General features: G+C 70.7%; 20 protein-coding genes and 1 pseudogene. 13 read left to right on the top strand and 8 right to left on the bottom strand.

What is annotated here, in order from left to right:
* Nucleotides 1-35: 35 nt before the first annotated feature.
* Both adhE and ACZ5NH_RS19020 read right to left on the bottom strand, forming a co-directional pair.
* Entirely contained in the window at nt 36-2,723 is a 2,688-nt protein-coding gene (gene adhE, locus ACZ5NH_RS19015) for a bifunctional acetaldehyde-CoA/alcohol dehydrogenase (protein ID WP_468776645.1), read from the bottom strand.
* Between the two features lie 255 nt (nt 2,724-2,978).
* Complete coding sequence (locus tag ACZ5NH_RS19020) at nt 2,979-3,377, bottom strand: hypothetical protein (RefSeq protein WP_451552122.1); 399 nt, start codon at nt 3,375-3,377, stop codon at nt 2,979-2,981.
* Nucleotides 3,378-3,797: 420 nt separating this feature from the next.
* Between ACZ5NH_RS19020 and ACZ5NH_RS19025 the strand changes: the two genes are divergently transcribed.
* Entirely contained in the window at nt 3,798-4,490 is a 693-nt protein-coding gene (locus tag ACZ5NH_RS19025; RefSeq protein WP_468776647.1) for a response regulator, read from the top strand.
* Between the two features lie 185 nt (nt 4,491-4,675).
* Here ACZ5NH_RS19025 and ACZ5NH_RS19030 read toward each other — a convergent pair whose 3' ends face one another.
* The gene (locus ACZ5NH_RS19030) at nt 4,676-5,380 is read right to left on the bottom strand and encodes a CBS domain-containing protein (RefSeq protein ID WP_468776649.1); all 705 of its coding nucleotides are present in this window, start codon (nt 5,378-5,380) and stop codon (nt 4,676-4,678) included.
* A 27-nt stretch (nt 5,381-5,407) separates the two neighbouring features.
* Complete coding sequence (locus tag ACZ5NH_RS19035) at nt 5,408-5,863, bottom strand: cyclic nucleotide-binding domain-containing protein (RefSeq protein WP_468776651.1); 456 nt, start codon at nt 5,861-5,863, stop codon at nt 5,408-5,410.
* A 553-nt stretch (nt 5,864-6,416) separates the two neighbouring features.
* Between ACZ5NH_RS19035 and ACZ5NH_RS19040 the strand changes: the two genes are divergently transcribed.
* The 4 genes from ACZ5NH_RS19040 to ACZ5NH_RS19055 are packed head-to-tail and all read left to right on the top strand — an operon-like array spanning nt 6,417 to nt 11,098.
* Nucleotides 6,417-7,907: an APC family permease gene (locus tag ACZ5NH_RS19040; protein ID WP_468776653.1), complete on the top strand. Its 1,491-nt coding sequence runs from the start codon at nt 6,417-6,419 to the stop codon at nt 7,905-7,907.
* Between the two features lie 28 nt (nt 7,908-7,935).
* The gene (locus ACZ5NH_RS19045) at nt 7,936-9,150 is read left to right on the top strand and encodes an arginine deiminase (protein WP_468776655.1); all 1,215 of its coding nucleotides are present in this window, start codon (nt 7,936-7,938) and stop codon (nt 9,148-9,150) included.
* Between the two features lie 19 nt (nt 9,151-9,169).
* On the top strand, nt 9,170-10,171 hold the full coding sequence (gene argF / locus ACZ5NH_RS19050; protein WP_468776657.1) for an ornithine carbamoyltransferase: 1,002 nt from the start codon (nt 9,170-9,172) through the stop codon (nt 10,169-10,171).
* Nucleotides 10,172-10,174: 3 nt separating this feature from the next.
* A complete protein-coding gene (locus ACZ5NH_RS19055) occupies nt 10,175-11,098 on the top strand; it encodes a carbamate kinase (RefSeq protein ID WP_468776659.1) in 924 nt (307 codons plus the stop codon).
* Between the two features lie 48 nt (nt 11,099-11,146).
* On the opposite strand, the gene ACZ5NH_RS19060 is transcribed toward ACZ5NH_RS19055, so the two are convergent.
* Nucleotides 11,147-12,859, bottom strand: coding sequence for a SulP family inorganic anion transporter (locus ACZ5NH_RS19060; protein ID WP_468776661.1), 1,713 nt, complete (start codon nt 12,857-12,859; stop codon nt 11,147-11,149).
* Nucleotides 12,860-13,092: 233 nt separating this feature from the next.
* Here ACZ5NH_RS19060 and ACZ5NH_RS19065 point away from each other — a divergent pair, with 233 nt between their 5' ends.
* The 4 genes from ACZ5NH_RS19065 (at nt 13,093) to ACZ5NH_RS19080 (ending at nt 16,754) form a co-directional block, all read left to right on the top strand.
* A complete protein-coding gene (locus ACZ5NH_RS19065; RefSeq protein WP_468776663.1) occupies nt 13,093-13,719 on the top strand; it encodes a hypothetical protein in 627 nt (208 codons plus the stop codon).
* A 161-nt stretch (nt 13,720-13,880) separates the two neighbouring features.
* Nucleotides 13,881-14,825 carry a universal stress protein gene (locus ACZ5NH_RS19070; RefSeq protein ID WP_468776666.1) on the top strand — a complete coding sequence of 315 codons (945 nt, stop codon included), beginning with the start codon at nt 13,881-13,883 and terminating at the stop codon, nt 14,823-14,825.
* Between the two features lie 28 nt (nt 14,826-14,853).
* On the top strand, nt 14,854-15,876 hold the full coding sequence (adhP, locus tag ACZ5NH_RS19075) for an alcohol dehydrogenase AdhP (RefSeq protein ID WP_468776668.1): 1,023 nt from the start codon (nt 14,854-14,856) through the stop codon (nt 15,874-15,876).
* A 5-nt stretch (nt 15,877-15,881) separates the two neighbouring features.
* Nucleotides 15,882-16,754: a universal stress protein gene (locus ACZ5NH_RS19080; RefSeq protein WP_468776670.1), complete on the top strand. Its 873-nt coding sequence runs from the start codon at nt 15,882-15,884 to the stop codon at nt 16,752-16,754.
* A gap of 17 nt (nt 16,755-16,771) precedes the next feature.
* Here the strand turns inward: ACZ5NH_RS19080 and ACZ5NH_RS19085 are convergent.
* Nucleotides 16,772-17,493: pseudogene (locus tag ACZ5NH_RS19085) on the bottom strand (polyphosphate kinase 2 family protein).
* A gap of 76 nt (nt 17,494-17,569) precedes the next feature.
* On the opposite strand from ACZ5NH_RS19085, the gene gap reads away from it, so the two are divergent.
* Entirely contained in the window at nt 17,570-18,583 is a 1,014-nt protein-coding gene (gene gap, locus ACZ5NH_RS19090; protein WP_468776673.1) for a type I glyceraldehyde-3-phosphate dehydrogenase, read from the top strand.
* 40 nt (nt 18,584-18,623) lie between these two features.
* Here gap and ACZ5NH_RS19095 read toward each other — a convergent pair whose 3' ends face one another.
* A complete protein-coding gene (locus ACZ5NH_RS19095; protein WP_468776675.1) occupies nt 18,624-20,531 on the bottom strand; it encodes a PAS domain S-box protein in 1,908 nt (635 codons plus the stop codon).
* 346 nt (nt 20,532-20,877) lie between these two features.
* Here ACZ5NH_RS19095 and ACZ5NH_RS19100 point away from each other — a divergent pair, with 346 nt between their 5' ends.
* Genes ACZ5NH_RS19100 through ACZ5NH_RS19110 form a run of 3 tightly spaced genes read left to right on the top strand, consistent with a single transcriptional unit; the run spans nt 20,878 to nt 24,841 of the window.
* Nucleotides 20,878-23,571 (top strand): bifunctional acetate--CoA ligase family protein/GNAT family N-acetyltransferase, encoded by a 2,694-nt coding sequence (locus ACZ5NH_RS19100; protein WP_468776678.1) that lies wholly within the window; start codon nt 20,878-20,880, stop codon nt 23,569-23,571.
* Nucleotides 23,572-23,595: 24 nt separating this feature from the next.
* Nucleotides 23,596-24,327, top strand: a complete 732-nt coding sequence (locus tag ACZ5NH_RS19105; protein WP_468776680.1) for a CBS domain-containing protein — start codon at nt 23,596-23,598, stop codon at nt 24,325-24,327.
* A 16-nt stretch (nt 24,328-24,343) separates the two neighbouring features.
* Nucleotides 24,344-24,841: a flavodoxin domain-containing protein gene (locus tag ACZ5NH_RS19110; protein WP_388628801.1), complete on the top strand. Its 498-nt coding sequence runs from the start codon at nt 24,344-24,346 to the stop codon at nt 24,839-24,841.
* 33 nt (nt 24,842-24,874) lie between these two features.
* On the opposite strand, the gene ACZ5NH_RS19115 is transcribed toward ACZ5NH_RS19110, so the two are convergent.
* Complete coding sequence (locus ACZ5NH_RS19115) at nt 24,875-25,570, bottom strand: universal stress protein (protein WP_468776684.1); 696 nt, start codon at nt 25,568-25,570, stop codon at nt 24,875-24,877.
* Nucleotides 25,571-25,636 lie beyond the last annotated feature (66 nt).

Consider the following 25,636-nt stretch of genomic DNA (forward strand, 5'->3'; position numbering starts at 1 on the left):
GCTCGATCAGGTCATTGGAACGGCCTCGGGGCTCTTCACGCCAGGGCCGTTCGGCCCTTGTCCGTGTCCGGCCGCCCCGGTTCGTCGCCGTAGTAGGCCATGCGCATGATCTCCTGCATGTCGTCGAGCATCGGCATGCGTGGGTTGGCGGGCGCACACTGGTCTTCGTACGCGTTCAAGGCCTGTCGGGGCAGAGCGGCGAGGAAGGCGCGCTCGTCGACGCCGAGGGCCTGGAACGACGGCTCGATGCCCACGGCGTCGCGTAGCCGCTCCACTGCGCAGGCCAGCGACTCCACGCCCTCCATCGCGGTGGAGGCGGGCAGGCCGAGGGCGCGGGCGATGTCCTGGAAGCGTTCGGGAGCGCGGTAGTTCTCGTACTTGGGCCAGCCCGTGAGCTTCGTCGGAATGGTGCCGTTGTAGCGGATGACGTGCGGCAGCAGGACCGCGTTGGTGCGGCCGTGGGCGATGTGGAAGGTGGCGCCGAGGGTGTGCGACATGGCGTGGACGATGCCGAGGAAGGCGTTGCCGAAGGCCATGCCCGCGATCGTGCCGGCGTTGTGCATCCTCTCCCGCGCGTCGGGTCGGCCCCTGCGGTCGTTCACCGCCGCTTCGATGTTGTCGAAGATCAGGCGGATCGCGTGCAGGGCCGGGCCGTCGGTGAAGTCGTTGGCGTAGACGGACACGTACGCCTCGATGGCGTGGGTGAGGGCGTCGAAGCCGCTGTCGGCCGCCAGCGCCGGGGGCAGGTCCGCGGTGAGCAGTGGGTCGACGATGGCCACGCTCGGGGTGAGTGCGTAGTCGGCGAGCGGGTACTTCTTGCCGCTCGCGGGGTCGGAGATCACCGCGAAGGGGGTGACCTCGGCGCCGGTGCCGGACGTGGTGGGTACGCACACGAGGCGGGCCCGGGTACCGAGGACCGGGAAGCGGAAGGCGCGCTTGCGGATGTCGGAGAACTTCTGCCGCATGTCGGCGAAGTCGACGTCCGGGTGCTCGTACAGCAGCCACATCACCTTGGCCGCGTCCATCGCTGAGCCGCCGCCCAACGCGATGATCGTGTCGGGGCGGAAGTCGCGCATGAGCTGGGCGCCGCGCTGGACGGAGTCGATGCTCGGCTCGGGTTCGACGTTGTCGATGATCTGGAGGGTGACCGGTTCGTGACGGCGTTGCAGGACGCGGCTGACGCGGTCGACGAAGCCGAGGCGGGTCATGGTGGCGTCGGTGACGACCGTGACGCGGTGGACGTCCGGCATGGAGGACAGGTAGCGCAGGGACTGCGGCTCGAAGTAGATCTTCGGCGGGACCTTGAACCACTGCAGGTTGTTGCGGCGCGCGCTGACCCGCTTGATGTTCAGCAGCTGGACTGCGGAGACGTTGTTGGACACCGAGGTGTGACCCCACGAGCCGCAGCCCAGGGTGAGCGACGGCAGCAGGCCGTTGTAGATGCCGCCGATTGCTCCCTGCGACGACGGGGCGTTGACGATGATCCGTACGGTCTTCATGTGTCGGCCGTACGCCTCCGCCAGCGCCTCGTCCTCGGTGTGGATGACCGCGGTGTGGCCCTGACCGTGGAAGGCGACCATGTCGGCGGCGAGGTCGAAGCCCTGCTGTCCGGAGTCGGCGCGCAGGACCGCGAGCACCGGGCAGAGCTTCTCGCGGGTCAGCGGTTCGTCCCGGCCCACCCGTTCGGCCTCGACCAGGATCAGTGAGGTGTCGCCTGGGACGGTGAAGCCTGCCTGCTCGGCGATCCATGCCGGGCTCTGACCGACGGCTCCGGCGTTGACCTTGGGCTCGCAGCCCGCGTTGGTGCGGCCGGTCGGGAACAGGAAGGCTTCCAGCTTCGCCTTCTCCTCGGCGGTCGCCAGGTGGGCGTGCAGAGTGCGGAACTCGGCCAGCGCCGCGTCGTAGATCTCGTCGTCCAGGATGACGGCCTGCTCGGAGGCGCAGATCATGCCGTTGTCGAACGACTTGGAGAGCACCAGGTCGTTGACGGCCCGGCGCAGCTTCGCGCTCTTGTGCACGTATGCCGGGACGTTGCCCGCACCGACTCCCAGGGCGGGCTTGCCCGCCGAGTAGGCGGCCCTGACCATGGCGTTGCCGCCGGTGGCGAGGATCAGCGAGACGCCGGGGTGGCGCATCAGGAGGCCGGTCGCCTCCACCGACGGGGTCTCGATCCACTGCACGCAGTGCTCCGGCGCGCCTGCGGCGACGGCCGCGTCCCGTACGATCCGGGCCGCCGCCGCACTGCACCGCTGGGCTGAGGGGTGGAAGGCGAACACGATCGGGTTGCGCGTCTTCAGCGCCATCAGGGCCTTGAAGACGGTGGTGGAGGTCGGGTTGGTGACGGGGGTGATCGCGCAGACCACGCCGACCGGCTCGGCCACCTCGGTCATGTCCTCGATGTCGTCGCGGGCGATGACGCCGACGGTCTTCATCGGGCCCATGCTGTACGTGACGTGCTCGCACGCGAACATGTTCTTGGCCGCCTTGTCCTCGAAGACCCCACGCCCGGTCTCCTCCACGGCGAGCCGGGCCAGCGCGGTGTGCTGGTCCAGGGCGGCGACCGACGCCTTCTTGACGATGTGGTCGACCTCCTCCTGGGTGAGGGCGTCGTAGTCGGCGAGCGCCTTGAGTCCGTTCGTGACCAGCCGGTCCACGGCGATGGTGATGTCGGACGGCGCGTCGGCAGCTGCTGTTGCCTGGGTTCCGGCCTCATGACGGGTCATTGGGGAGCGCCTCCGTTGACGAGAGCCGTCGGCGGTGGCCGACGGTGTGCGGACGGGAGCGGCACCGCGGGGGATTCGGTGCCGCTCACGCCTCCACTCTCGTCCCGCCTGATCCCGACTCCCAGGTGCCGATGGTCCCTTCCGGGGGCTGACCGGCACTGGCCCGGCCTGGCCGGGCAATTCCCTCGCCGAGGTTCGGGAATCGCACGTACGCGGGAGGAGGTGACCGCCTCGCAGCGGAGGATCGTGAGGGCACTACTCCCTGCCGCTGTCGGCACGGCCGCCGCGCCACGGCGGTGGAGTGGCCGACCTGCGGGCCTCCTCCTTGCGGTGCAGGACACGGTTCACCTGGCTGCGCAGCCGGTCCTGCAGCCGGTCCGCCAGTTCATGTGCCGTGGCCTCCTGGGCATGCACGACCACGAGGGTGTTCCCCACCACGAGTTCGGCCCCGGCGGACCAGGGCCGCTCGGCGTGGTGCGCCACCGCCCTGGCGATCCTCACCGCACCGCTCACGGCCGGAACCCCGGGCCGGCCGAGGACCGCGTCGACCTTCTCCCGGAGGTATGCGACGGCTTCCGCGTCCACATCGCCTTCCACGCGCACCTCCACGGTGGCGGTGCTGGTGACCTGGGTGCTGGTGTCCTTGGCAGTCATGTGCTCCGCTCCTTCTGATCGTTTCGCAGCGGCTCCAGACTTCTGCGAGCACCGGTCCTGGCCCAGGGCTGTCGGGCCCCAGCAGCGGGGCCATTGGACCTTCACAGGGTGGGGTGGCGTGATTCGGGTTTGGGCGGTGCGGCGCCCCGTTCGGCGTATCGGAGTGTCAGGGTCATGACTCCTGACTGGTGAGGGGGCGACGGGCTGATTCAATACGGTGGCGGGGCATTCGTACCCTGGCGGCAGCGGTATCTCACCGCGGCGGGACCCTATGGGTGGACAACAGGGCCGACCGGCCCTGGCCCTTCGGCCCGGATACGGGAAAGGATCTCGGTACCGTACGGGAAAGGGTCTCGGTACGGAGGGCCGATCCGTCCACGAGCGGAATCGGTACGGAACGCGGAACCAGGGAGCAGTTTGATGGCGGACAGCGAGCAGCCCGACGCCGGCAACCCGATCCGGGTCTTCCTGCTGGACGACCACGAGGTGGTACGGCGCGGAGTGCGCGACCTGCTGAACGACGAGCCGGACATAGAGGTGATCGGCGAGGCCGGCACGGTGGAACAGGCGCTGGTGCGCGTCCCCGCGTTGCGCCCGCAGGTGGCGGTGCTGGACGTCCGGCTGCCCGACGGCGACGGCGTGACCGTGTGCCGGGAGCTGCGGTCACGCATGCCCGAGCTGGCCTGCCTCATGCTGACCTCCTTCGACGACGAGGAGGCGCTGCTCGACTCGATCATGGCGGGCGCGTCCGGTTACGTTCTGAAGCAGATCCAGGGCTCGGACCTGGTGTCCGCCGTGCGCACCGTGGCCGGCGGCCAGTCCCTGCTCGATGCCAGTGCCACCACCAGGCTGATGGCCCGGCTGCGCGGTGGCCAGCAGGAGGAGCAGCAGCCCGACGGACTGCAAGGCCTGACCGAGCGGGAGCGGGAGATCCTGGCTCTGATCGGTGAGGGCCTGACCAACCGTCAGATCGGACAGCGGCTGTACCTGGCCGAGAAGACGGTCAAGAACCACATTTCCCGTCTGCTGGCCAAGCTCGGCGTCGAGCGCCGCATCCAGGCCGCCGTCATCGCCACCCAGGTCCAGGACCGACAGCGGCAGGAAGGGATCTGAAACCCCGGAACCGGCGCGGACGAGGACGAATCGCGGGCAACGTACTGAGCGCCCGGCTTGTCGCCTCCTCCACCGCCGGGTGCCACTGCGCGCCTGGCCAGTGAGACTGACCTGATGGGCGCCGGTGGTGGAGGGCTATTACGGCCCGGTCAGGATCCCGCAGTTGCTCTGCAAGGAGTTGCCGGTCAGGCCGGAGACAGGGTTTCGCCGCCCTTCGCGGGAGCGGCGGTCGACTCCGTAGGGCCTTCGGGGCGCGTCAGCTCGAACTCCACGTCGACGACGCCCTCGACGGCCCGGACCAGGCGCGCGGCCACCGGGACCAGGGATGTGTCCCGGGCGTGGCCGATGAGCTTCACGACGCCGTTCCGCACCTCCACCCGCACGGCTGACACCGGCGCAGCAAAGAGATACGCCACGACCTCTCGCCGGACCTCCTGGGCGATCTCCTCATCCGTCCGCAGGAAGACCTTCAGCAGGTCCGCGCGGCTGACGATGCCTTGCAGCATGCCCACGTCGTCGACGACGGGCAGGCGCTTGACCTTGGCGTGCGCCATGGTCCGTGCGGCCTGGGCCAGGGTCGCGTCCGCGCGGACGGTGAGGGCGGGGGAGGTCATCAGGTCCTCGGCGATGAGGCCGCCGGCCTTGGCCAGATCGTCGAGACGGCGCAGCTGTGTGGCCCGGTCGGGGTCGCTGTCGCGGAGCTCTTCCTTGAGCAGCAGGTCGGCCTCGGAGACGACGCCGACCACGCGGCCTCCTCCCTCCAGGACGGGCAGGGCGCTGACCTTCCAGTCCTGCATGAGCTGCACGATCTCCTTGAAGGCGGCCCGTCGGCCGACTGCGGCGACCGTGTGGGACATGACGTCGCTGACGATGCGCGGGGTGCTGGGCATGGTGACTCCTTCGTCGGGACGGCCCGTTCACACGGTGCTTCCGGCGCCGTAGGGGGCGTAGAGGTCCAGCAGCCGGGTCCTGGTGGTGCGGAGACGGTGGGCCAGCACGTCGCCTACCCACTGGGTGACGGCATGGCCGAGTGCCGGGTCGTCCTGGCAGAGGGAGCGGACGGCCGTGGCGTCGAACTCGTAGGCCCGTACCGGTGTCGCCGCTGTGGCGCCCATGTGCCACACGTGCGGCGCGAACAGCCAGGACACTCCGACGAGTTCGTTGTGGCCGAGGGTCTCGATGACGGCCCGGCGCCGGCCGGGTACGTGGGTGTCGAGATCGATGGAGCCGGTGCGGATGATCCAGAACCGGTCCGCACGTCCACCTTCGTTGAAGATGTGCGTCCCCTGCGGGATGGTCACCTCCCGGGCGAGACGCATGAGCCGTTGCCGGTGCTGGGTGGGCAGCGCGCGCAGCATGCTCGGGGTGTTCATGGGCGGCCTCCCGGTCAGGGTGTACGAACTGGTGCCTCCAGCGTCTGGCGCCGACTCCAGTCGGGGGAGGGGCCATCGGGGCCGGAGCAGGGCCATCCGGCCCCAGAGCGGATGGCAGTGAAGACGGCCGCCGCCCCCGTGTCGGTGAGGGCGGCGGCCGCGGCGCGAGGACCGTGCCTCCCCAACACGAGACTCGCGCGGAAGCCCCCGCGGCTCATGGGGTGTGCGGGCCCCATCTCGAACGAGCCGTAAGGACATGGCACCGCCGGTCGGTTGGCATCGCGTCGCGAGCCCGGCCGCAGCTCCTGCCCTCGATTGTCGAGCTCGGCATGGTGCTGACGATGGGGCTGGGCTGGCCATGCCGTGGACCGAACGGCCCATGTCCTGTGACCAGGAGCACCGGGAAGCGGACGAGTTGGGCTGTCCAGGCCTGGGGCGGCGGGACCATCGGGGTCGCGCATGGGCCGTGTGGCCGCTGACCGTGCGCGGCTGAGGGGCAGAAAGATCAGTCGCGGATCGACTCACCCACCCTGGTCTGTAAGGAGCCTCAGCCATGCCCAGAACCACAGGAGGCGGAAAGGGGACAGCGCCCACGGCGGCGCTCGGCCTTCCCGCCGCCTCCGCGCTCGTCATCGGCAGCATCATCGGTACCGGAGTCTTCGCGCTGCCCTCCGCCCTCGCCCCGTACGGGCCCATCTCCCTGGTCGCTTTCATCGCCGTCACCCTCGGCGCGCTCGCGCTGGCCCTGACCTTCGGGGCGCTGTCCAAGCGTGTTCCGGCGAGCGGTGGGCCGTACGTCTACGCTCGCGAGGCCTTCGGGGAGTTCGCCGGGTTCCTCAACGCCTGGTCGTACTGGATCACTGCGTGGGCCGGGAATGCGGCGATCGTCGTCGCCTGGGTCGGCTATGCGGAGGTGTTCGTCAACACGGCCCATCACAAGTGGATTTCGGTGCTTCTCGCGCTGGTCGGGCTGTGGATTCCCGCCGCGATCAACCTCACCGGCATCCGGAACATGGGCGCGTTCCAGGTGATCACGACCGTGCTGAAGTTCGTTCCGCTGATCTTCATGGCCACCGTCGGGCTGCTGTTCATCGACTCCCACAACTTCGGCCCGTTCAACGCCAGCGGCCAGTCGGCGCTGGGCGCGATCTCGGCCGCCGGTGCCATCGCCCTGTTCAGCTACCTGGGCCTGGAAGCGGCCTCCGTCGTCGCCGGCCGGGTCCGCGAGCCGGAGCGCAACGTTCCCCGCGCCACCGTCTACGGGACTCTCATCTGCGCCGTCATCTACATCCTGGGCACCCTCGCCGTCTTCGGCACCGTCGCGCACGGCAAGCTCGGCGGATCCACCGCTCCCTTCACCGACGCGGCGAACAGCATCTTCGGCGGCAGCTGGGCCGGAGACATCGTGGCCGTCGCCGCGATCATCTCGGGCATCGGCGCCCTCAACGGGTGGACCATGCTGTGCGCGGAGATGCCGTACGCGGCCGCTCGCGACGGGCTGTTCCCGCAGGCCTTCGCCCGGCTGCGCGGCGAGAATGGCGTCCTGGTCTTCGGCATCGTCGCCTCGACGGTGCTGGCCTCGCTGATCACCGTGTTCAGCTACACGCGCTTCGACGACGTCTTCACCAAGATCGTGCTGCTGAGCGTGCTGACCGCCGTGATCCCGTACCTCTTCTCCGCCGCCGCGCAGCTGTACTGGCTCCTGGTCCGCGGCCGGGACAGCCTCAGCCCCCGCAGACTCGCCCGTGACATCACCGTCGCCGCGCTCGCCCTCGTCTTCTCGTACTGGTCGATCCAGGGAAGCGGCTACCAGACCGTCTACTACGGCCTGTTCGTCCTGCTGCTCGGCGTCCCCGTCTACGTCTGGCTGAAGCGGGGACAGGACACCTTCGGCGAGGCCACGGCGCCGAGGACCGCGGCGACCGTGGACCGGTCGGAACGCGCACCCGAGACGCCCCCGCCGGCCCAGCGGCTCTCCCGAGCGCTCCGTACCAGCCGTATCAGCGGAGCCCGGAAGCGCAACGACTTCCGCCACCACGACTGATCACCCCAAGCACAGAGGAACCCCCGCGATGAACACCTTCCACGTCGACTCCGAAGTGGGCCCACTGCGCCAGGTCATCCTGCACCGCCCCGGCCTCGAACTCTCCCGCCTCACCCCGCGCAACGTCGACGCCCTGCTCTTCGACGACATCCTGTGGGCCAAGCGCGCCCGCGAGGAGCACGACGCCTTCGCCCAGGTCCTGCGCGACCACGGCGCCCGCGTCCACTACTTCGCCGACCTGCTGGCGCAGACCCTCGACGTCGCAGAGGCCCGCGACTGGCTCCTGGACCGGGTCGTCACTCCCGGCACCGTGGGCCCGGCCCTCATCGACCCGGTGCGCGAACTGTCCGGCGAACTCGACGGGGAGACGCTCGCCGGCTATCTGATCGGCGGCCTCCTCAAGAGCGACTTGCCGCTCGCCACCCCGCACAGCCTGGTGTGGAACACGCTCGGCCCCGACGACTTCGCCCTCACCCCACTGCCCAACCACCTCTTCCCACGCGACAACTCCTGCTGGGTGTACGACCAGGTGTCGGTCAACCCGATGGCCAAGCCCGCCCGGCGACGCGAGAGCCTGCACGCGCAGGCGATCTACCGGTTCCACCCGATGTTCGCCGGCGTCGCGCCCGCACCGCTGCTCGACGGCCCCGTCGGCACCCTCGAAGGCGGGGACGTCCATGTGCTGGGCAACGGCACCGTCATGGTCGGCATGGGCGAGCGCACCACGGCCCAGGCCGTGGAGAACCTGGCCGCCCGGCTCTTCGCGACCGGCACAGCGAGCAGGCTGATCGCCGTCCAACTGCCCGCGGCCCGCGCGTACATGCACCTGGACACCGTGCTGACCATGGTCGACCGCGACGCCTTCGTCATCTACCCCGGCCTCGCCGACTCCCTGCGCTCCTGGACGCTGCGGCCCAGCTCCGAGCGTGAGACCGGGTTCGACGTCACCGTGAACTCCGATCTCGCGACCGCGCTCGCCGAGGCCCTCGACCTGGACAAGGTGCGGATGCTCTCGGCTCCCCAGGACATCCGCAACGCCGAGCGCGAGCAGTGGGACGACGGCAGCAACTTCCTCGCCGTCGCACCCGGTGTGGTCGTCGGCTACGAGCGCAACGTCACCACCAACACATACCTGCGCAAGCAGGGCATCGAGATTGTCACGATCGCCGGTGCCGAACTCGGCCGCGGCCGGGGCGGCCCGCGCTGCATGAGCTGCCCCGTCGAACGCGACCCGATTGCCTGACCCCGTAAGGACACCCACCATGACCGTCGACCTGCGAGGCCGCTCCTACCTGAGCGAACTCGACTTCACCGCCCGCGAGATCCATCGTCTCCTCGATCTCGCCCATGACCTCAAGGCGGCCAAGCGCGCCGGTACCGAACAGCCACAGCTGACCGGCAGGCACATCGCCCTGATCTTCGAGAAGACCTCCACCCGCACCCGCTGCGCCTTCGAGGTGGCCGCCGCCGACCAGGGCGCCCGCACCACCTACCTCGGTCCCGGCGACACCCACGTCGGACACAAGGAGTCCATCGCCGACACCGCCCGCGTCCTCGGCCGCATGTTCGACGGCATCGAATACCGGGGCTCCGCCCAGTCGATCGTCACCGAACTCGCCACCCACGCCGGCGTCCCCGTCTACAACGGCCTGACCGACACCGCACACCCCACCCAGAGCCTGTGCGACATGCTCACCATGCGCGAGCACAGCACCAAGCCGCTCACGGACGTCAGCTACTGCTACCTGGGCGACGCCCGCAACAACATGGGCAACTCGCTGCTGTCGATGGGTGCGCTGCTCGGCATGGACGTGCGCATCGCCGCGCCCCAGGCGCTGTGGCCGGAAGCCGCGCTGGTCGCCACATGCCGTGAAGTGGCCGGCCGAAGCGGGGCGCGCATCACCCTCACCGAGGACGTCGAGACGGCCGTACACGGCGCCGACTTCCTGCACACGGACGTCTGGGTCTCCATGGGCGAACCGGCCGACACCTGGCGCGAGCGGATCGAGCTGCTGCTCCCGTACCAGGTCAACGACAAGACACTCGCCCTCACCGGCAACCCGGACGTGAAGTTCATGCACTGTCTGCCGTCCCTCCACGACCACCGCACCCGGCTCGGCCAGGAGCTCTCCGAGGCGTACGGCCTCAACGGCCTCGAAGTCACCGACGAGGTCTTCTCCTCGCCCGCCTCGATCGTCTTCGACCAGGCGGAGAACCGGCTGCACACCATCAAGGCCGTGCTCGTCGCCACCCTGGAGGACTGAACCATGCGCATCGTCGTCGCCCTCGGCGGCAACGCCCTGCTGCACCGCGGCGAACGCCCCGACGCCGCCGTCCAGCAGGCCAACATCGACCGGGTCGCCACCGCGCTGGCCGCCCTCGCCCACGAGCACGAGCTGGTCATCACCCACGGCAACGGCCCGCAGATCGGCCTCCTCGCCATGGAGAGCGAGGCCGACCCCGCGCTCAGCGCCCCCTACCCGTTGGACCTGCTCGGTGCCCAGACCGAGGGCATGATCGGTTCCCTGCTCACCCGTGCCATGCACCACGCTCTGCCCGGGCACCGGATCGCCGCCCTCGTCACCCACACCCTCGTGCGGACCGACGATCCCGCCTTCGAACGGCCCACGAAGTTCGTCGGCCAGGTGTACTCCGCGCCGCTGGCCAAGGCACTGGCCCGCAAGCGGGGCTGGCACATCGCCCGGGACAGCACCGGCTGGCGGCGCGTCGTCGCGTCACCCGCGCCCGAACACATCCTGGAGACCGACACCATCCACGAACTCCTGAACAGCGGGACCCTTGTGATCTGCGCCGGCGGAGGCGGGGTACCCGTCACCGCCGACCGCGACACCGGCGCACTGACCGGCGTGGAGGCCGTCATCGACAAGGACCTCACCGCAGCCCTGCTTGCCGAGGATCTCAAGGCGGACTTCCTGCTCATCCTCACCGATGTCCCCTACGTCTACGAGGCCTACGGGACGCCCGACCAGCACCCGTTGCCCGACGCCACCCCGCGGGAGCTGCGGCACGGTGGTTTCCCGGCCGGCTCGATGGGCCCCAAGGCCGAGGCGGCTGCCCGGTTCGTCGAGCACACCGGCGGTCTGGCCGCGATCGGGGCCCTGGACGCGGCCTACGAGATCGTCCACGGCAGGTCGGGCACGCTGATCCGGCCGGACCTCACGGTCGGGTGACAGAGGGGTGGCCGGTCCCGCTCCGTGTCGCGTGTCCAGGACCGGTTCCTATCGCTCGCCATTCCACTCGCGGTAGGCGGCCACCGCGGTGGGCAGCGTGGGGAAGATGAGGTCCGTGCCCACGGAGTCCGCCAGGCCGTACGCCTTCAGGTCGTCCAGCAGGTCCTGCTTGACTCGGGCCAGGGCGAACACGATGCCGCGGTGGCCGAGTTCGCGGCGCAGCTCGTCGACCGCGTCGAGCGCCGTGATGTCGACCTCGACGTTCGCCTCCGTGTTCAGCACGAACCAGCGGACGGGAACGGTCTGTTGGTCGACGGCGGCCAGGGCCCGGCGCCGGAAGTTCTCCGCGTTGGCGAAGAACAGCGGGGAGTCGTAGCGGTAGACCAGCAGGCCCGGGATCGTGCGGGCCTGCGGATAGTCATCGATGTCGTGCATGCCCGCCAGTCCGGGCACCAGCCCTTCGACCGCGTCGTGCGGTCGCGCCACCCGCGTCAGCAGTTCGGCCACCGACAGGCCGACCGCCACGATCACCCCGTACAGGATGTCAAGAACGAGTACGCCGGCCAGGCAGCCGAGGGCGAGGAGGAGTTCGCGGCGGCGGAACGACGCCAGTCGGCGGAACCCGGCCAGGTCGATCATGCGGACGGCCGCGTACACGACGAGCGCCCCCAGCACCGCCGCAGGCGTCCGGCTCAGCAGGGGGCTCAAGAACAGCAGGACGGCGAGGACCACCGCTCCGGCCACCAGCGAATAGCCCTGGCTGCGGGCGCCCGTCGAGGCGGCGAGCGCGGTACGGCTGGCGCTGCTGCTGACCGGAAAGCCGTGCAGGGCGCCCGCACCGAGGTTGGCCGCGCCCAGCGCCAGGAACTCCTGGTTGGCGTCGAGGCCGGGCTCGTCGTCGGTGCGTCCGGTGAAGGCGCGCGCGGTGAGGATGAAGTCGGTGTACGCGACGATCAGGACGCCCAGTGCGGGCAGTACGAGGTGCGGCAGCTCGCCCAGGTCCGGCAGCGCGAGCGAGGGCAGCCCCGACGGCACCTCGCCGATCACCTTGACGCCGTGCCGGTGGTCGAGGTCGAAGACGGTGACGGCCACCGTGCCGAGGATCACCGCGAGCAGCGGTCCCGGCAGCGCCGGTACGTACCGCTTCACCGCGAACAGGAACACCAGCGCGACGGCGGAGAAGACGACCGTGGCCGCATCGACGTCCGGCAGGTGACGGACGAAGGACCACAGTTGGGAGAAGAGCTGTGACTCGGTTGTCCGCACGCCGGTGAGCCTCGGTAGTTGGTCCACCATCATGATCAAGGCCACCCCGGCCAGATACCCGAGCAACACCGGGCGGGAGAGCAGGTCCGCAAGGAAGCCCAGCCGCACCACCCGCGCGACCAGGCACAGCAGGCCGACCGTAACCGCGAGGGCCGCGGCCAGCGATGCGTAGCGCCCCACGTCCCCGTCGGCGAGCGGGCCCACCACGGTGGCCGTCATCAAAGCGGTCGTCGACTCGGGCCCCACCGACAACAGCCGGGAGGACCCGAACAACGCATACAACGCGAGGGCAGGCAGGATCGCCCACAGCCCGGCGACCGGTGGCAGCCCGGCCACCCCCGCGTACGCCATCACCTGCGGCACGAGGTACGCCGCCACCGTCACGCCGGCCAGCAGGTCGCCTCTCAGCCACGAGCGCCGGTAACCGAGCACGGCGTCGAGGCCGGGTACCAGCCGACGCCACCACGAAGACCGTCTGCCCGCTTCCTCAGCCATATGCCGCCCCTCTCTGTCTGGGCCCAGCATCCATGGCCCCGCGATCAACCGTGACACTCGCCCGGTGTCCAACCTGCCCGGTCCGCCACCTCCAGCCCAACGGGCCTCGCGCGCAGGGACGTTCAGCCCAACGGATGGAGACCTTCGGCATCCGGCGTGGCGTCAGGCATCGGACGAGAGTGAGACACGTCAAAGAGAAGACGATTCATACATCCCCCGAAGGGATCACCATCATGGCCGTGCACGAGCACCCTCACCGGAGCCCGGGCTTCCACCTGTCGGCCGCCTTCCGCCGGCACCGGACCGGCTCCGAGTCCGCTGTGTCGGCACGTCTCGGCACGCACACCGCGCAGGCTTACGCACTCGCGTCCCTGCGCATCCTGACCGGGTTCGTCTTCCTCTGGGCGTTCCTGGACAAGACCTTCGGCCTGGGTTACGCGACCGCCTCCGGCAAGGGCTGGATCGACGGCGGATCGCCGACGAAGGGCTTCCTCAACTCCGTCGCCGCCGGGCCGATGGAGTCGACGTTCCACTCCTGGGCCGGCCACACATGGGCGGACTGGCTGTTCATGCTGGGCCTGCTCGGCATCGGCCTGGCTGTGATGGCCGGTGTGGCGCTGTGGCCGGCCGCGGTGGCGGGCACGGCGATGATGGCGCTGATGTGGATGGCCGAGTGGCCGCCGGCCAGGCACCTGTCGGACGGCTCGCCGAGCATGTCGACGAATCCGTTCGCCGACTACCACGTGATCTACGCTGTCGCGCTGATCGCCGCGGCGGCAGCGGGCGCGGGCGCCACCTGGGGCCTGGGCCGGCTGTGGGCTCGGCTGCCGATCGTCCGCGACCACACCTGGCTGCGCTGACCCGCACGCGGCGGGACGGACCTCGCCCCGGGCTTGTTCCGCCGACCCGTTCCCGGGGCCCACGGTCCCCGCTGAAGGACCAGCGGCCCCTGTCCCGAGCAACCCCCCAACACGACGCTGGAACCGGGCCCCTTCGGGTCCCGGTTCAGGAGGTGGAGAACATGCCCCGCACCATCATGGTGGGTCTCGACGGCTCGCCCGAGAGCCGCGCCGCCGCGGAATGGGCGGCCCGCGAGGCGGAGCTGCGCGGACTGCCGGTGAAGCTCGTCCACGCCTGGGAGCCGATCCCCGAGCACCTGGCCGAATCCACGCATCGCGGCGCCGAGACTCTCCAGCACTGGACCGAGCGAAGCGAGATGGGGGTACCCCCGGCCGAAGGCTGGGGGAGGATTCCCCGCGAGGCCGCCGAGGGACTGCGGCTGCGCCACCCCGGCGTCGAGGTGACCACGGAGCAGCTCACCGGACTCCCCTCCGAGGCCCTGGCCCGGGCGGCGCAGGACGCCGAACTGCTCGTCCTCGGCTCACGCCGCCTGGGCGGCATCGGCGGCTTCCTGGTCGGCTCGGTCGGCCTCGCGGTCGTGGCGCACACCGAGCGGCCCGTCGTCCTGGTCCACGCCGGCGAGCAGGCCGCGGACGAGCACGAGATGGACCCCGCGGGCATCCCGTCCGCGGCCACAGCGTTCCGTCCCGTCGTCCTCGGGCTCGACGTCGCCGGCCCCGACGAGGCGCTGATCGGGTTCGCCTTCGAGGCCGCGGCGCGACGTTCGGTGCCGCTGCGGGTCGTGCACGTCTGGAACCCGCCGCCCTACTACGCCTATGGCATGGCCCTGGAGCCCGCGGTCGAGCGGGAGATGGCGAAGGGCAACGCCACCCTCCTGAGCGAGGTGCTGCGTCCCTGGCGGCACAAGTACCCCGACGTCGAGGTCGTCGAGCAGTCGCAGTACGGCAGCCCCTCGCTCCTCCTGATCGACGCCTCCCACGAGGCCTCCCTGGTCGTCGTCGGCCGCCGCGTCCGCCGCTCCTCCGCCGGCGCCCACATCGGCACCGTCACCCACGCCGTCCTGCACCACTCCACCGCCCCCGTCGCCGTCGTCGCCCACGACTGATGCGTCCCACTCCCGAGGAGAGCAGATCATGAAGGCAGCCGTCGTACGAGCCTTCGGCGAGCCCCTGGTCATCGAGGAACGCCCCGACCCCGAACCCGGACCCGGCCAGGTCCGCATCCGCGTCGAGGCGTCAGGGCTGTGCCACACCGACATCCACGCCGCCCACGGCGACTGGCCCGTCAAGCCCACCCCACCCTTCGTCCCCGGCCACGAAGGTGTCGGCATCGTCGAGAAGCTCGGCGAGGGCGTCACCCACCTGTCCGTCGGGCAGCGCGTCGCGGTGCCGTGGCTCGGCAGGGCGTGCGGGCGGTGCGAGCACTGCCTGTCCGGATGGGAGACACTGTGCGAGCAGCAGGTCAACACCGGGTACGGCTGCGACGGCGGCTACGCCGAGAAGATGCTGGCCTGGGCCGACTTCGCCCAGCCCGTGCCCGACGGCGTCACCCCGTTCGAAGCGGCCCCGCTGACCTGCGCCGGCGTCACCACGTACAAGGCCCTCAAGGTCGCCGACGTCCGCCCCACCCAGCTCGTCGCGATCTCCGGCGTCGGCGGCCTCGGCCACCTCGCCCTGCAGTACGCCAAGATCGCCGGAGCCACCGTCGCGGCCATCGACGTCACCGACGACAAGCTCGAACTCGCCCGCGAGCTCGGCGCCGACCTCGTCATCGACGCCCGCAAGCAGGACGTCGGCAAGGAGCTGAAGAAGCACGGCGGCGCCCACGCCGCGATCGCCCTCGCGGTGAACCCGGCCGCGTTCGAGGCGGTCAACTCCGGTCTGCGGCGCGGCGGCAAGCTCGTCATGGTGGCCCTGCCCGCGCACGGCACGCTCCAGGTCCCGATCTTCGACACCGTTCTGAACGGCACTTCGGTGATCGGTTCGATCGTGGGCACGCGGCAGGATCTCGCCGAGGTCTTCCAGCTCCACGCCGCCGACCGGACCGAGGTCATCTACGAGACCCGCCCGCTGGCCTCCGTCAACGAGTCCATCGACGCCGTGCTGCGCGGTGACATCAAGGCCCGGATCGTCTTCGACCTGGACGCGGGAAGGTGAGCACGATGGAACTGCCCCTGGTCGTCGGCGTCGACGGTTCCGAGCCGAGCCTGCGCGCCGTCGAATGGGCGGCCGACGAAGCCGCCCTGCGCGGGCTGCCGCTGCGGCTGGTGTACGCCTCGCTCTGGGAACGGTACGAAGGCACCTCACTCGCGGACGATCTCGGCAAGCCCTCGGACCAAGTGATGGCCGAGGACATCGTCGAGACCGCCGCACGCCGGGTCCGCACCCGCCGACCCGACGTGAAGGTCACCATCGACGTGCTGCCCGAGGAACCCGAGTACGCGCTGGTACGCGAAAGCCGCACCGCCGCTGCCATGGCTCTGGGCTCTCGGGGCCGGAGCAGCCTGGCCGAGGCGCTCCTCGGCTCCGTCAGCGTGACGGTGGCCGGCCACGCGCACTGTCCCGTGATCGTGCTGCGCGGCGGCCACGACAACCGGGCCGTACCCGGCAGGCACGGCCGCATCGTCGTGGGCGTGGGCGAGGAGCCGGCGGACGCGGCTGCGATGCGCTTCGCCGCCGAGGAGGCACGGCGCCGAGGTGTGCCGCTGGAGGCCGTGCGGGCCTGGCGCTGCCCCGCGCACGAGACGACCGACCACCCCCTGCTGGCGGGTGAACCGGCCCGACTGCACGAGGAGCGGGCCGCGGAGATGCTGGAAGTGGCGCTGCGGGACGTCCCGGCTGATGTGGAGGTGCATCGGCGTACCGTCGAGGGGCACCCCCGCCAGGTGCTGCTCGGTGCCTCGGCCGACGCCGACCTGCTCGTGGTCGGGGCCCGGCGCCGCGAGGGCCACCATGGCCTCCAACTGGGCCGTGTCGCCCACGCGGTGCTGCACCACGCCGTCTGCCCCGTCGCCGTCGTCCCCCAGCGGGCGTGAGCGAGGTGACCGGCTGTTCAGAGGCGCGCCGCGTGATCGGGCACATAGGTCTGCAGATCACGCGGCGGGCGCTTGTAGCCGGTCGACGGCGGCCGATGCGGAAGCTCCAGCACCGGCGGCGACACCTCGTGATACGCGACCGAGCTCAGCCGATGGGCCATCATGTTCAGCCGCGCCCGGCGCTTGTCGTCGCTGTTCACGACATACCAGGGCGCCTCGCTGATGTCCGTGTTGGCCAGCATCTCGTCCTTGGCCCGCGAGTAGGCCTCCCAGCGGGTGATCGACTCCAGGTCCATCGGCGACAGCTTCCAACGGCGCAGCGGATCCTCCAGACGACGCCGGAACCGCTCCTGCTGCTCGGTGTCGCTCACCGAGAACCAGTACTTGCGCAGCAGGCAGAAGCCCATCACGTGCTCGCCCCCGGCCCAGCTTGTACCAGGACCGGTCGAACAGCGCGATCTCCCCGGCCGCCGGCAGATGCTCCACATACCGCTGGAAGTACCACTGCGTGCGCTGACGCTCGGTCGGCTTCGCAGCGCCGCGATCCGTGCCACCCGCGGGTTCAGGTGCTCGGCGACCCGCTTGATGGTGCCGCCCTTGCCCGCCGCTCGAAGATCACGACCAGCCGGACGCCCTCCGCCCGCACCCCCTCCTGCAGCTTCACCAACTCGGTCTGCAGACACGGCAGTTCCTTTTCATACCCCTCGCGCGGCAGGTTCGCCTCCTTCTTACCGGCCATGCCGCCTCCACCACCGACGACTCACTGAGCCACTTCCGCCCACGGTAGGCCCCCGACTGTAAAGGAGCTCCTCACCATGACCGTACGCGTCGGCATCAACGGCTTCGGCCGCATCGGCCGCACCTATCTCCGCGCGGCCCTCGACCGCGCGGAGGCGGGAACCCAGGACGTCCACGTCGTCGCCATCAACGACATCGCGCCACCCGCCACCCTCGCCCACCTCCTGGAGTACGACTCGACGTTCGGGCACATCGGACGCGAGGTCATTCACGACGACAGCACCCTCACCGTCGACGGTCGGCGTATCGCCGTCACCGCCGAGCGCGACCCCGCCGCCCTGCACTGGTCCGACTGCGGAGCCGACATCGTCATCGAGTCCACCGGCCGCTTCCGCGACCGCGACGCCGCGGCCCTGCACCTGAAGGCAGGCGCCCACACAGTGCTTCTGTCGGCCCCCGGCAAGGGCGTGGACGCCACCCTCGTGATGGGCGTCAACGACGACACCTACGACCGACACCGTGACCGGATCATCTCGGCCGCCTCGTGCACCACCAACTGCCTCGCGCCGATGGTCAAGGTGCTCGACGAGAACTTCGGCATCGACCGCGGCCTGCTGACCACCGTCCACGGCTACACCAACGACCAGTCCCTGCTCGACGGCCCGCACAAGGACCTGCGCCGCGCCCGCTCGGCGGCACTGAGCATCATCCCGACGAGCACCGGTGCCGCCCGCGCCGTCGGCCTCGTACTGCCGGAGCTGGCCGGTGCGCTGGACGGGATCGCCGTCCGGGTGCCCGTGGAGGACGGTTCGCTGACCGACCTCACGGTGGTGCTGAACCGCGAGGCCACGCCCGACGAGATCAACGCCGCCTTCGCGGCGGCGGCCGAGGGCCCGCTGAACGGCATCCTGCGTGTCTCGACGGCGCCCATCGTCTCCCGCGACGTCATCGGCGACCCGGCCTCTTGCATCTTCGACGCCGCGCTCACCCAGGCCAACGGCACCCTCGCCAAGGTCTTCGGCTGGTACGACAACGAGTGGGGCTACACCAACCGGCTGCTGGACCTGACGGAACTGGTCTCCGACGGCTGACGCCAAGGGGAGCCCGCAGGGGCCGGCTCCCGCCGCCTTCTCACAACTTGAGGCTGAACCAAGTCGTCTTCCCCTCGTCCATCGGCCGTACCCCCCAGTCGTCGGCGAGGGCGCGAACCAGCAGCAGGCCGCGCCCGGACTCCTCGTCCTCCGCCGCGAGGCGCGGCTGGGGCAGGTGGGGGCTGCGGTCGCTGATCTCCACGGTGAGATCGGTGTCCGTGCGGACCACGTGCACCCCGATGGGGCCCTGGGCGTGCTGCACGGCGTTGGTGAGGACCTCGGAGAGCAGCAGGAGCGCGTCGTCCGTCGTGCCCGCGCAGTCCCACGTGCTCAGAGCTTTGGCGAGAAACTCGCGGCCCGCCGGCACGGATTCGGGCGCGGCGGGCAGGTCGGTGGTGGCCGTGGCCAGCGGAGCCGCAGGGAGCTGGGTCAGCAGCAACGTGACGTCGTCGTGGCCGTCCGCGTCGGGCAGCAGCGTCGACAGGACGTGGTCGGCGGCGGTCTCCAGGTCGGGCACCGTGGTCGGGAGCTCGTCCAGGGTGGCGACGAGCTGGGTGAGCTTGTCCTCGATGTCGGTTCCGGGGGTTTCTATCAGACCGTCGGTGTAGAGCACGAGGGTGGCGCCGGGCTCGATGGTGCCGCAGCACTGCTCGTAGATCACCCCACCGACGCCGAGGGGGGCGTTCACGGGTGCCGGAAGCGGCCGGGTGCGTGCACCGGGGACGGCTACGAGACCCGGCAGGTGGCCGGCGGAACACACGGTCACCTCCCCTGTGTCGGCGGCTATGACCAGATAGCAGCAGGTGACCAGCTGGTCGGGGACATCGAGATCGGCGACGACGGTGTCCATCGCCTGCATCAGTTGCCGCGGCTGAAGCCCTGTCTTGGCCAACGCGTGTGCCGCCGACCGAAGTTGACCCATGACGGCCGCGGCCTCGAGACCCCGCCCCATCACATCGCCGATCAGCACACCCACTCGGCCGGCGCCCAGCGGGATCAGGTCGAACCAGTCGCCGCCGACACCGGCCCCCTGGGTCGCGGGCCGGTAGCGGCTGGCGGTGGTGAGGCCCGGGATGGCGGGCGGCGTGCCCATCAGGCTGCGCTGCAGGGTCAGGGCGATGTGCCGCTGCTGCTCGTACAGCTCCGTCAGCTCCGCCTCGGCGCGCTTTCGGTCGCTGATGTCCCGGACGATCGCGCACGCCCCGACGACGGTGCCGTCCGCCGCCCGGGTCGGCCACAGGGTGACGTCGACGTCGAGCAGCTCTCCGGAGCGGGTGAGCCGCAACGTCTCGAAGTGCTCGACCTTCTCGCCCTGGCGCAGCCGCTCCAGGAGCGCGGTGATCTCGTGGTTCCTCGCGGAGGGTGCCAGCATGGAGACGTGCCGTCCCAGGACCTCGTCCGCCGTGAACCCGTACAGCCGCTGCGCGGCGGCGTTCCAGTACGTGATGTGGCCGTCCAGGGTCTTCGCGAGGATCGCGTCCTGCGATGACTCGACCAGCGCGGCGAGCTCGTTGATGCGCTCCTCGGCGGCTTTGCGTTCGCTGACGTCGCGTACGGCGGCGGAGACGAGGAGGCCGTCGGTGGTTTCCAGGGGGCTGAGGCTGATTTCGACGGGGAACTCGGTGCCGTCTTTGCGTAGTCCGTAGAGGTCGAGTCCGGCACCCATGGGACGCACCTGCTGGTTGTGGGCGTAGCCGTTGCGGTGTGCGGTGTGGTGGGTGCGGAAGCGGTGGGGGACGAGGAGTTCGACGGGGTGGCCCAGGAGTTCCTCGCGCCGGTAGCCGAAGAGAGCCTCTGTCTGGGCGTTGACGAGGCGGATGGTGCCGGTGTCGTCGACGATGACCATGGCATCCGGCGCCGCCTCGAGCAGCCCCCTGAACCTCTCCTCGGCGGCGCCCGGAACGCCCACGGGGATCCGGGCGCCGCACTGGCAGGCGCCAGGTTCCACCGTGGAGACGGGATCAGATGGTGCTGTTTCGATCAAGTGGTTCAATCTCGTCCTCGCCCCCCAGGCTCACCTTGAGACAGGTGATCCAAACGCAAAACCACGCGGTTCTGCCGTGACAAGTCGTGTAGTGGCCCCCAGTGCCCGAACTTGTGCGCAGACGACGACCGCGGTGACCGTTCCTTGGCGGCGTCCGTCCGGTCACTTCACTACCAGAGCGGCGATCCATGGACGCGCACCCCGGGGAAGAAGGGCCTACCGGCCCTCGAAGGACCTCCACACAGCCCATGGGATCCCGTCGTGATCCGTCTGATGCTCGAACCATCGAGAGGCTTGGAGGAGATCCCTGATGTCGGACGCCGTGCTCAACCGCGCCCCGGTTCACGCCCTGCTCGTGGACGGCACCACTGTGTGCATCCGTCCTGTGACCCAGGCCGACCACGACCAGGTGCAGGGGCTCTACGAGGAGATGTCCCCGGAGAACCTCCGTCTCCGGTTCTTCTCATTGAGCCCGCGGTCCGCCGCCCTGGCCGCCGACCGGGCCTGCGCCCCGGCGCACCCCGGCTACCGGGCCCTGCTGGCCGAGACGCAGGGTCAGGTGATCGGGCTCGCCGAGTACGACACGGCGGGGGAGAAGGACGAGGCCGAGATCTCCATCGCTGTCTGTGACGGCCTGCACCACCGCGGAGTGGGCACCCTGCTCGTCGAGCACCTGGTATCCGCGGCCCGGGCCGAGGGCATCACCACCTTCACCGCCGACGCCCTCAGCGAGAACGGCGAGATACTCCGGCTCTTCGCCGACCTCGGCCTGCGCACCGCCCGCCGCTTCGAGGGCCCCGAGGTCCGCTGCACCATCCGGCTCGACGCGGACGACGCCTATCTGTCGGCCGTGGAGGCCCGGGGCCGGGCCGCCGACGTGGCCAGCCTCGAGCCGCTGCTGTGCCCGAACGTGGTCGCTGTTGTCGGTGCCGGACGCAAACCCGGCTCGGTCGGCCGGGCGATCCTGCACCACCTGAAGGCGGGCGGTTACATCCGCCGCCTGTTCGCCGTGAACCCGAGTGTCAACCACATCCTCGGCGTGCCGTCATACCCGTCCGTGAGCGCGCTGCCGAAGACCCCCGACCTGGTGGTCGTGGCCGTCCCCGCGGCGGCGGTCCCGGACACCGCGGAGGAGTGCGGCAAGGCCGGTGCCCGGGCGCTGCTCGTTGTCACCTCCGGCCTCGACGTCGAGCAGGCGCAGGCGCTGCTGGCCACCTGCCGCACCTACGGCATGCGCCTGGTGGGACCCAACTGCCTCGGCATCTCCAACACCGACCCCGACCTGCGCCTGGACGCCACCTTCGCCGCCGACCACCCCCGCCCCGGCACCGCGGGCGTCGCCGTGCAGTCCGGCGGGGTCGGCATCGCCCTGCTCGACGGGCTGTCCCGGCTCGGCATCGGCGTCTCGTCCTTCGCCTCCCTCGGCGACAAATACGACGTCAGCGGCAACGACATGCTCCAGTGGTGGGAGAGCGACGGCCGCACCGAACTGGCGCTGCTGCACCTGGAGTCCTTCGGCAGCCCGCGCGCGTTCTCCCGCACGGCCCGCCGCGTCACCCGTCGTATGCCGGTCCTGACCGTCGACGCAGGCCGTACCGAGGCGGGCCGCCGGGCCGCCGCCTCCCACACCGCGGCCGCCGCCACCCGCACCATGACCCGGCAGGCGCTGTTCACCCAGGCCGGCATCACCGCCACCCGGTCGGTCGGCGAACTCCTCGAAACCGCCGCCCTGATGCACGCACAGCCGCTCCCCGCGGGCACCCGCGTCGCGGTCGTCACCAACGCGGGCGGTGCAGGCGTCCTCGCCGCCGACGCCTGCACAGAGGCGGGACTGGCCCTGCCGCCGCTGCCCGCAGAAGTCGTCGACGACCTGCTCGCCGTGCTCCCGCGGGGTGCGGCGGTCGGCAACCCCGTCGACGCCACCGCGGCCGTCACGGAGGAACAGCTCGCGGACTGCCTGGACCGGCTGACGCACCACCCGGGCATCGACGCCGTCCTGGTGGCCCTCGTACCCACGGCGGTCGCCGCCGCGACGGGCGACGACCTCATCCGGGCACTCACCGACGCCCCCGCGCACCGGGCCAAGCCGGTTGTGGCCGTACGCCTCGAACAGGACCTGCCGGTCAAGCTTCTGCCCGCCGCCGACGCGGGCACCATCCCCTCATACGCCGAACCCCAGGCGGCGGCACGGGCGCTGGCTCACGCCGTACGCCGTGCGGCCTGGCTCGCCCGGCCCGTAGGCACGGTCCCGGAACTCGACGGCATCGACACCGCCCATGCCCAGGAGATCGCTGACACCTTCCTGGCCGCGCATCCGGACGGAGGCTGGCTCGACCCGCGAACCTGCGCCGACCTGCTGACCTGCTACGGCATCCCCCAGCTGCTCTGGGCGTGGGCGGAGACCGAGGACGAGGCCGTCCTCGCGGCCCAGCGACTGCGCGGCCCGGACGACCGGGTGGTGATGAAGGCCCACTGGCCCGGACTGGTCCACAAGAGCGAGCAGCATGCCGTGCATCTCGACCTCCAGGGCGATGCCCAAGTCCGCGCCGCCTTCCGGGACTTCGAGACCCGGTTCGCGGGACTGCTCACCGGTGTGGTCGTGCAGCCGCTTGCCGCGCGCGGTACCGAACTGTTCGCGGGCGTCGTCCAGGACGAGGTCTTCGGCCCGCTCGTGCTGTTCGGGCTCGGCGGCACCGCGACCGAGGTCCTCGGCGACCACGCCGCCCGCCTCGCCCCGCTCACCGACCACGATGTGCACGCCCTGATCACCGCGCCGCGCTGCGCACCGCTGCTGTTCGGCGCCCGCGGCAACGGACCGGTCGATCTCGAAGGCCTGGAGCAGCTGCTCCTGCGCCTGTCCCGGATGGCGGCCGACCTGCCGCAGCTCGCCGAGGTCGACTTCAACCCCGTGCTCGCGACCACGGCCGATGTCTCCGTGCTCGACGCTCGGGTGCGGCTGGTGCCGCGCAGGCCGCAGGACCCCTATCTACGCCGACTCCGTTGAGTCACCACCGAGGAGGAACCAGAGATGAAGCACGACAAGGTCGGCTCCGTGATGGCCACGGACGTCGTTCGCGCCTCGTACGGCACCCCCTTCAAGGAAGTCGCCCGGCTGCTCGCTCACCACAGGATCAGCGGACTGCCGGTCGTGGACGAGGACCAGAAGGTCATCGGCGTCATCTCCGAGACCGACCTGATGGCCCGCCAGGCCGAAACACCCGACCCGTACGCGCCGAAGCGCCGCTTCCGGGACGTGGCGTTGACACCGGGCGAAAGGCGGAGGGCCGCGAAGGCGGCGGCCCGCACCGCCGGCCAGCTGATGACCGAACCGCCCGTCACCGTGCGCGCCGAGGACACCATCGTCGAGGCCGCGCGGACCATGGCCCAGCGGCGGGTGGAGCGGCTGCCGGTCGTGGACGAGGAGGACCGGCTCGTCGGCATCGTCACCCGTCGGGACCTGCTCCAGGTCTTCCTTCGGCCGGACACCCGGATCCGCGACGAGGTGGTCGAGGAAGTCCTTGTCCGCGCGCTGTGGCTGCCGCCGCAGAGCGTCGACGTCTCCGTGGTGGAGGGTGTGGTCACGCTCGCCGGCCAGATGGAGCGCAAGAGCGAGACGGAGATCGCCGTCTCCATGACCAAGCAGATCGACGGCGTGGTCGCGGTGGTCGACAACCTCACCTACCGCCTGGACGACAGCCACGTCCAGCCCGCCGAACAGGCCCTGCACGGCGTGGCCGAGGACTGGCTGCGCAAACTCTGAGGGGAGACGGACCGCCATGACCGGCAGGGTCCTGGTCGCCTACGGGACGACGAACGGATCGACCGCGCAGATCGCCGAGGCCGTCGCCCAGGTCCTGGGCAAGGAGGGGATGACGGCCGAGGCACGGCCCGCACCATCGGTGGCGAGCATCGAGATGTACGACGCTGTGGTGGTCGGGGGCGCACTGTACGCCGGCCGCTGGCACAAGGACGCGCGCCGCTTCGTCCGCCGCCACCGCCGCGCCCTGGCCGAGCGCCCGCTGTGGTTCTTCAGCAGCGGGCCGCTGGACGCTTCACCCTCGGAGCGGAACATCCCGCCCGTGTCCGGCGTCAGGCGCGCCATGGACCGGCTCGGCGTCAGGGAGCACGTCACCTTCGGCGGCTGCGTGCAGGAGGGTGCGAGCGGAAGAGTCGCACGGATGATCCTCCGCAACGGCAAGGGCGGTGACTTCCGTGACTTCCCCGCGATCGAGGCGTGGGCGCAGCGGGTCGCACAGGAACTGACGACTGCTTAGGCCATCGCTTCCTCGCCCTGGCTCGCCCACGTTTCACGGCACGATGGCCACCGGACACCGGGCTTCGCGCAGCAAGGCTCCCACGAAGCCCGCGTCCCCGCCGGAGCCGCCTCCCACGACCAGCAGTGCGGCGCCCTCGGCATGGTGGAGCAACGCATCGGCGGGGTCGAGCAGTACGACGTCCTCAAGCACCGGAACCCGCGGGTACTTCACCCGCCAAGGCCGCAGCGCGTCGGCCAGCAACTGCACTTCATGGTCTTCCCAAATGGCACGGTCCTCCTCGGGAGTGCCGAAGGGCAACCCGGCGGCGCAGGAGGGAAGTTCCCAGGCGTGTACGGCGCGCAGCCGTACACCCCGGGCCTGGGCGGCGTCGAAGGCGAAGTCGACGGCCCGCTCCGCCGGGTGACGGGCGTCGATCCCGAGGGTGACCTGCGTGACCCGGCGTGCCGGAGCCGCGACGGGGACGATGGCGTCCGGTACGAGTACCACGGGGCACACGGAGGCGGCCGTAACGGCGAGTGCGGCCGGGCCCGTTGCCAGGCCGGTGGTGTCGTCCCCCGCCGCGGACAGGTCGAGTACGAGCATCGCCGTGCTACTCGGATCGTTCGGCGGTGAGCCGTACCGCACCTCGAGCGGCAGGTCGTGCAGAGACGCCTCGTGCGCCGCCCAGTCCACGGCCGTATGACTACGGCCTGTCCCGTTGCCGCAGGCAATGATGACCTGGCTCACGACGATCGCCTCCCTGGCACCCGGGTGACCCGCTCTCACGCCTCCTACCGTGGCGACCGCCCCAGG

Source organism: Streptomyces sp. NPDC031426 (genome assembly GCF_055581585.1).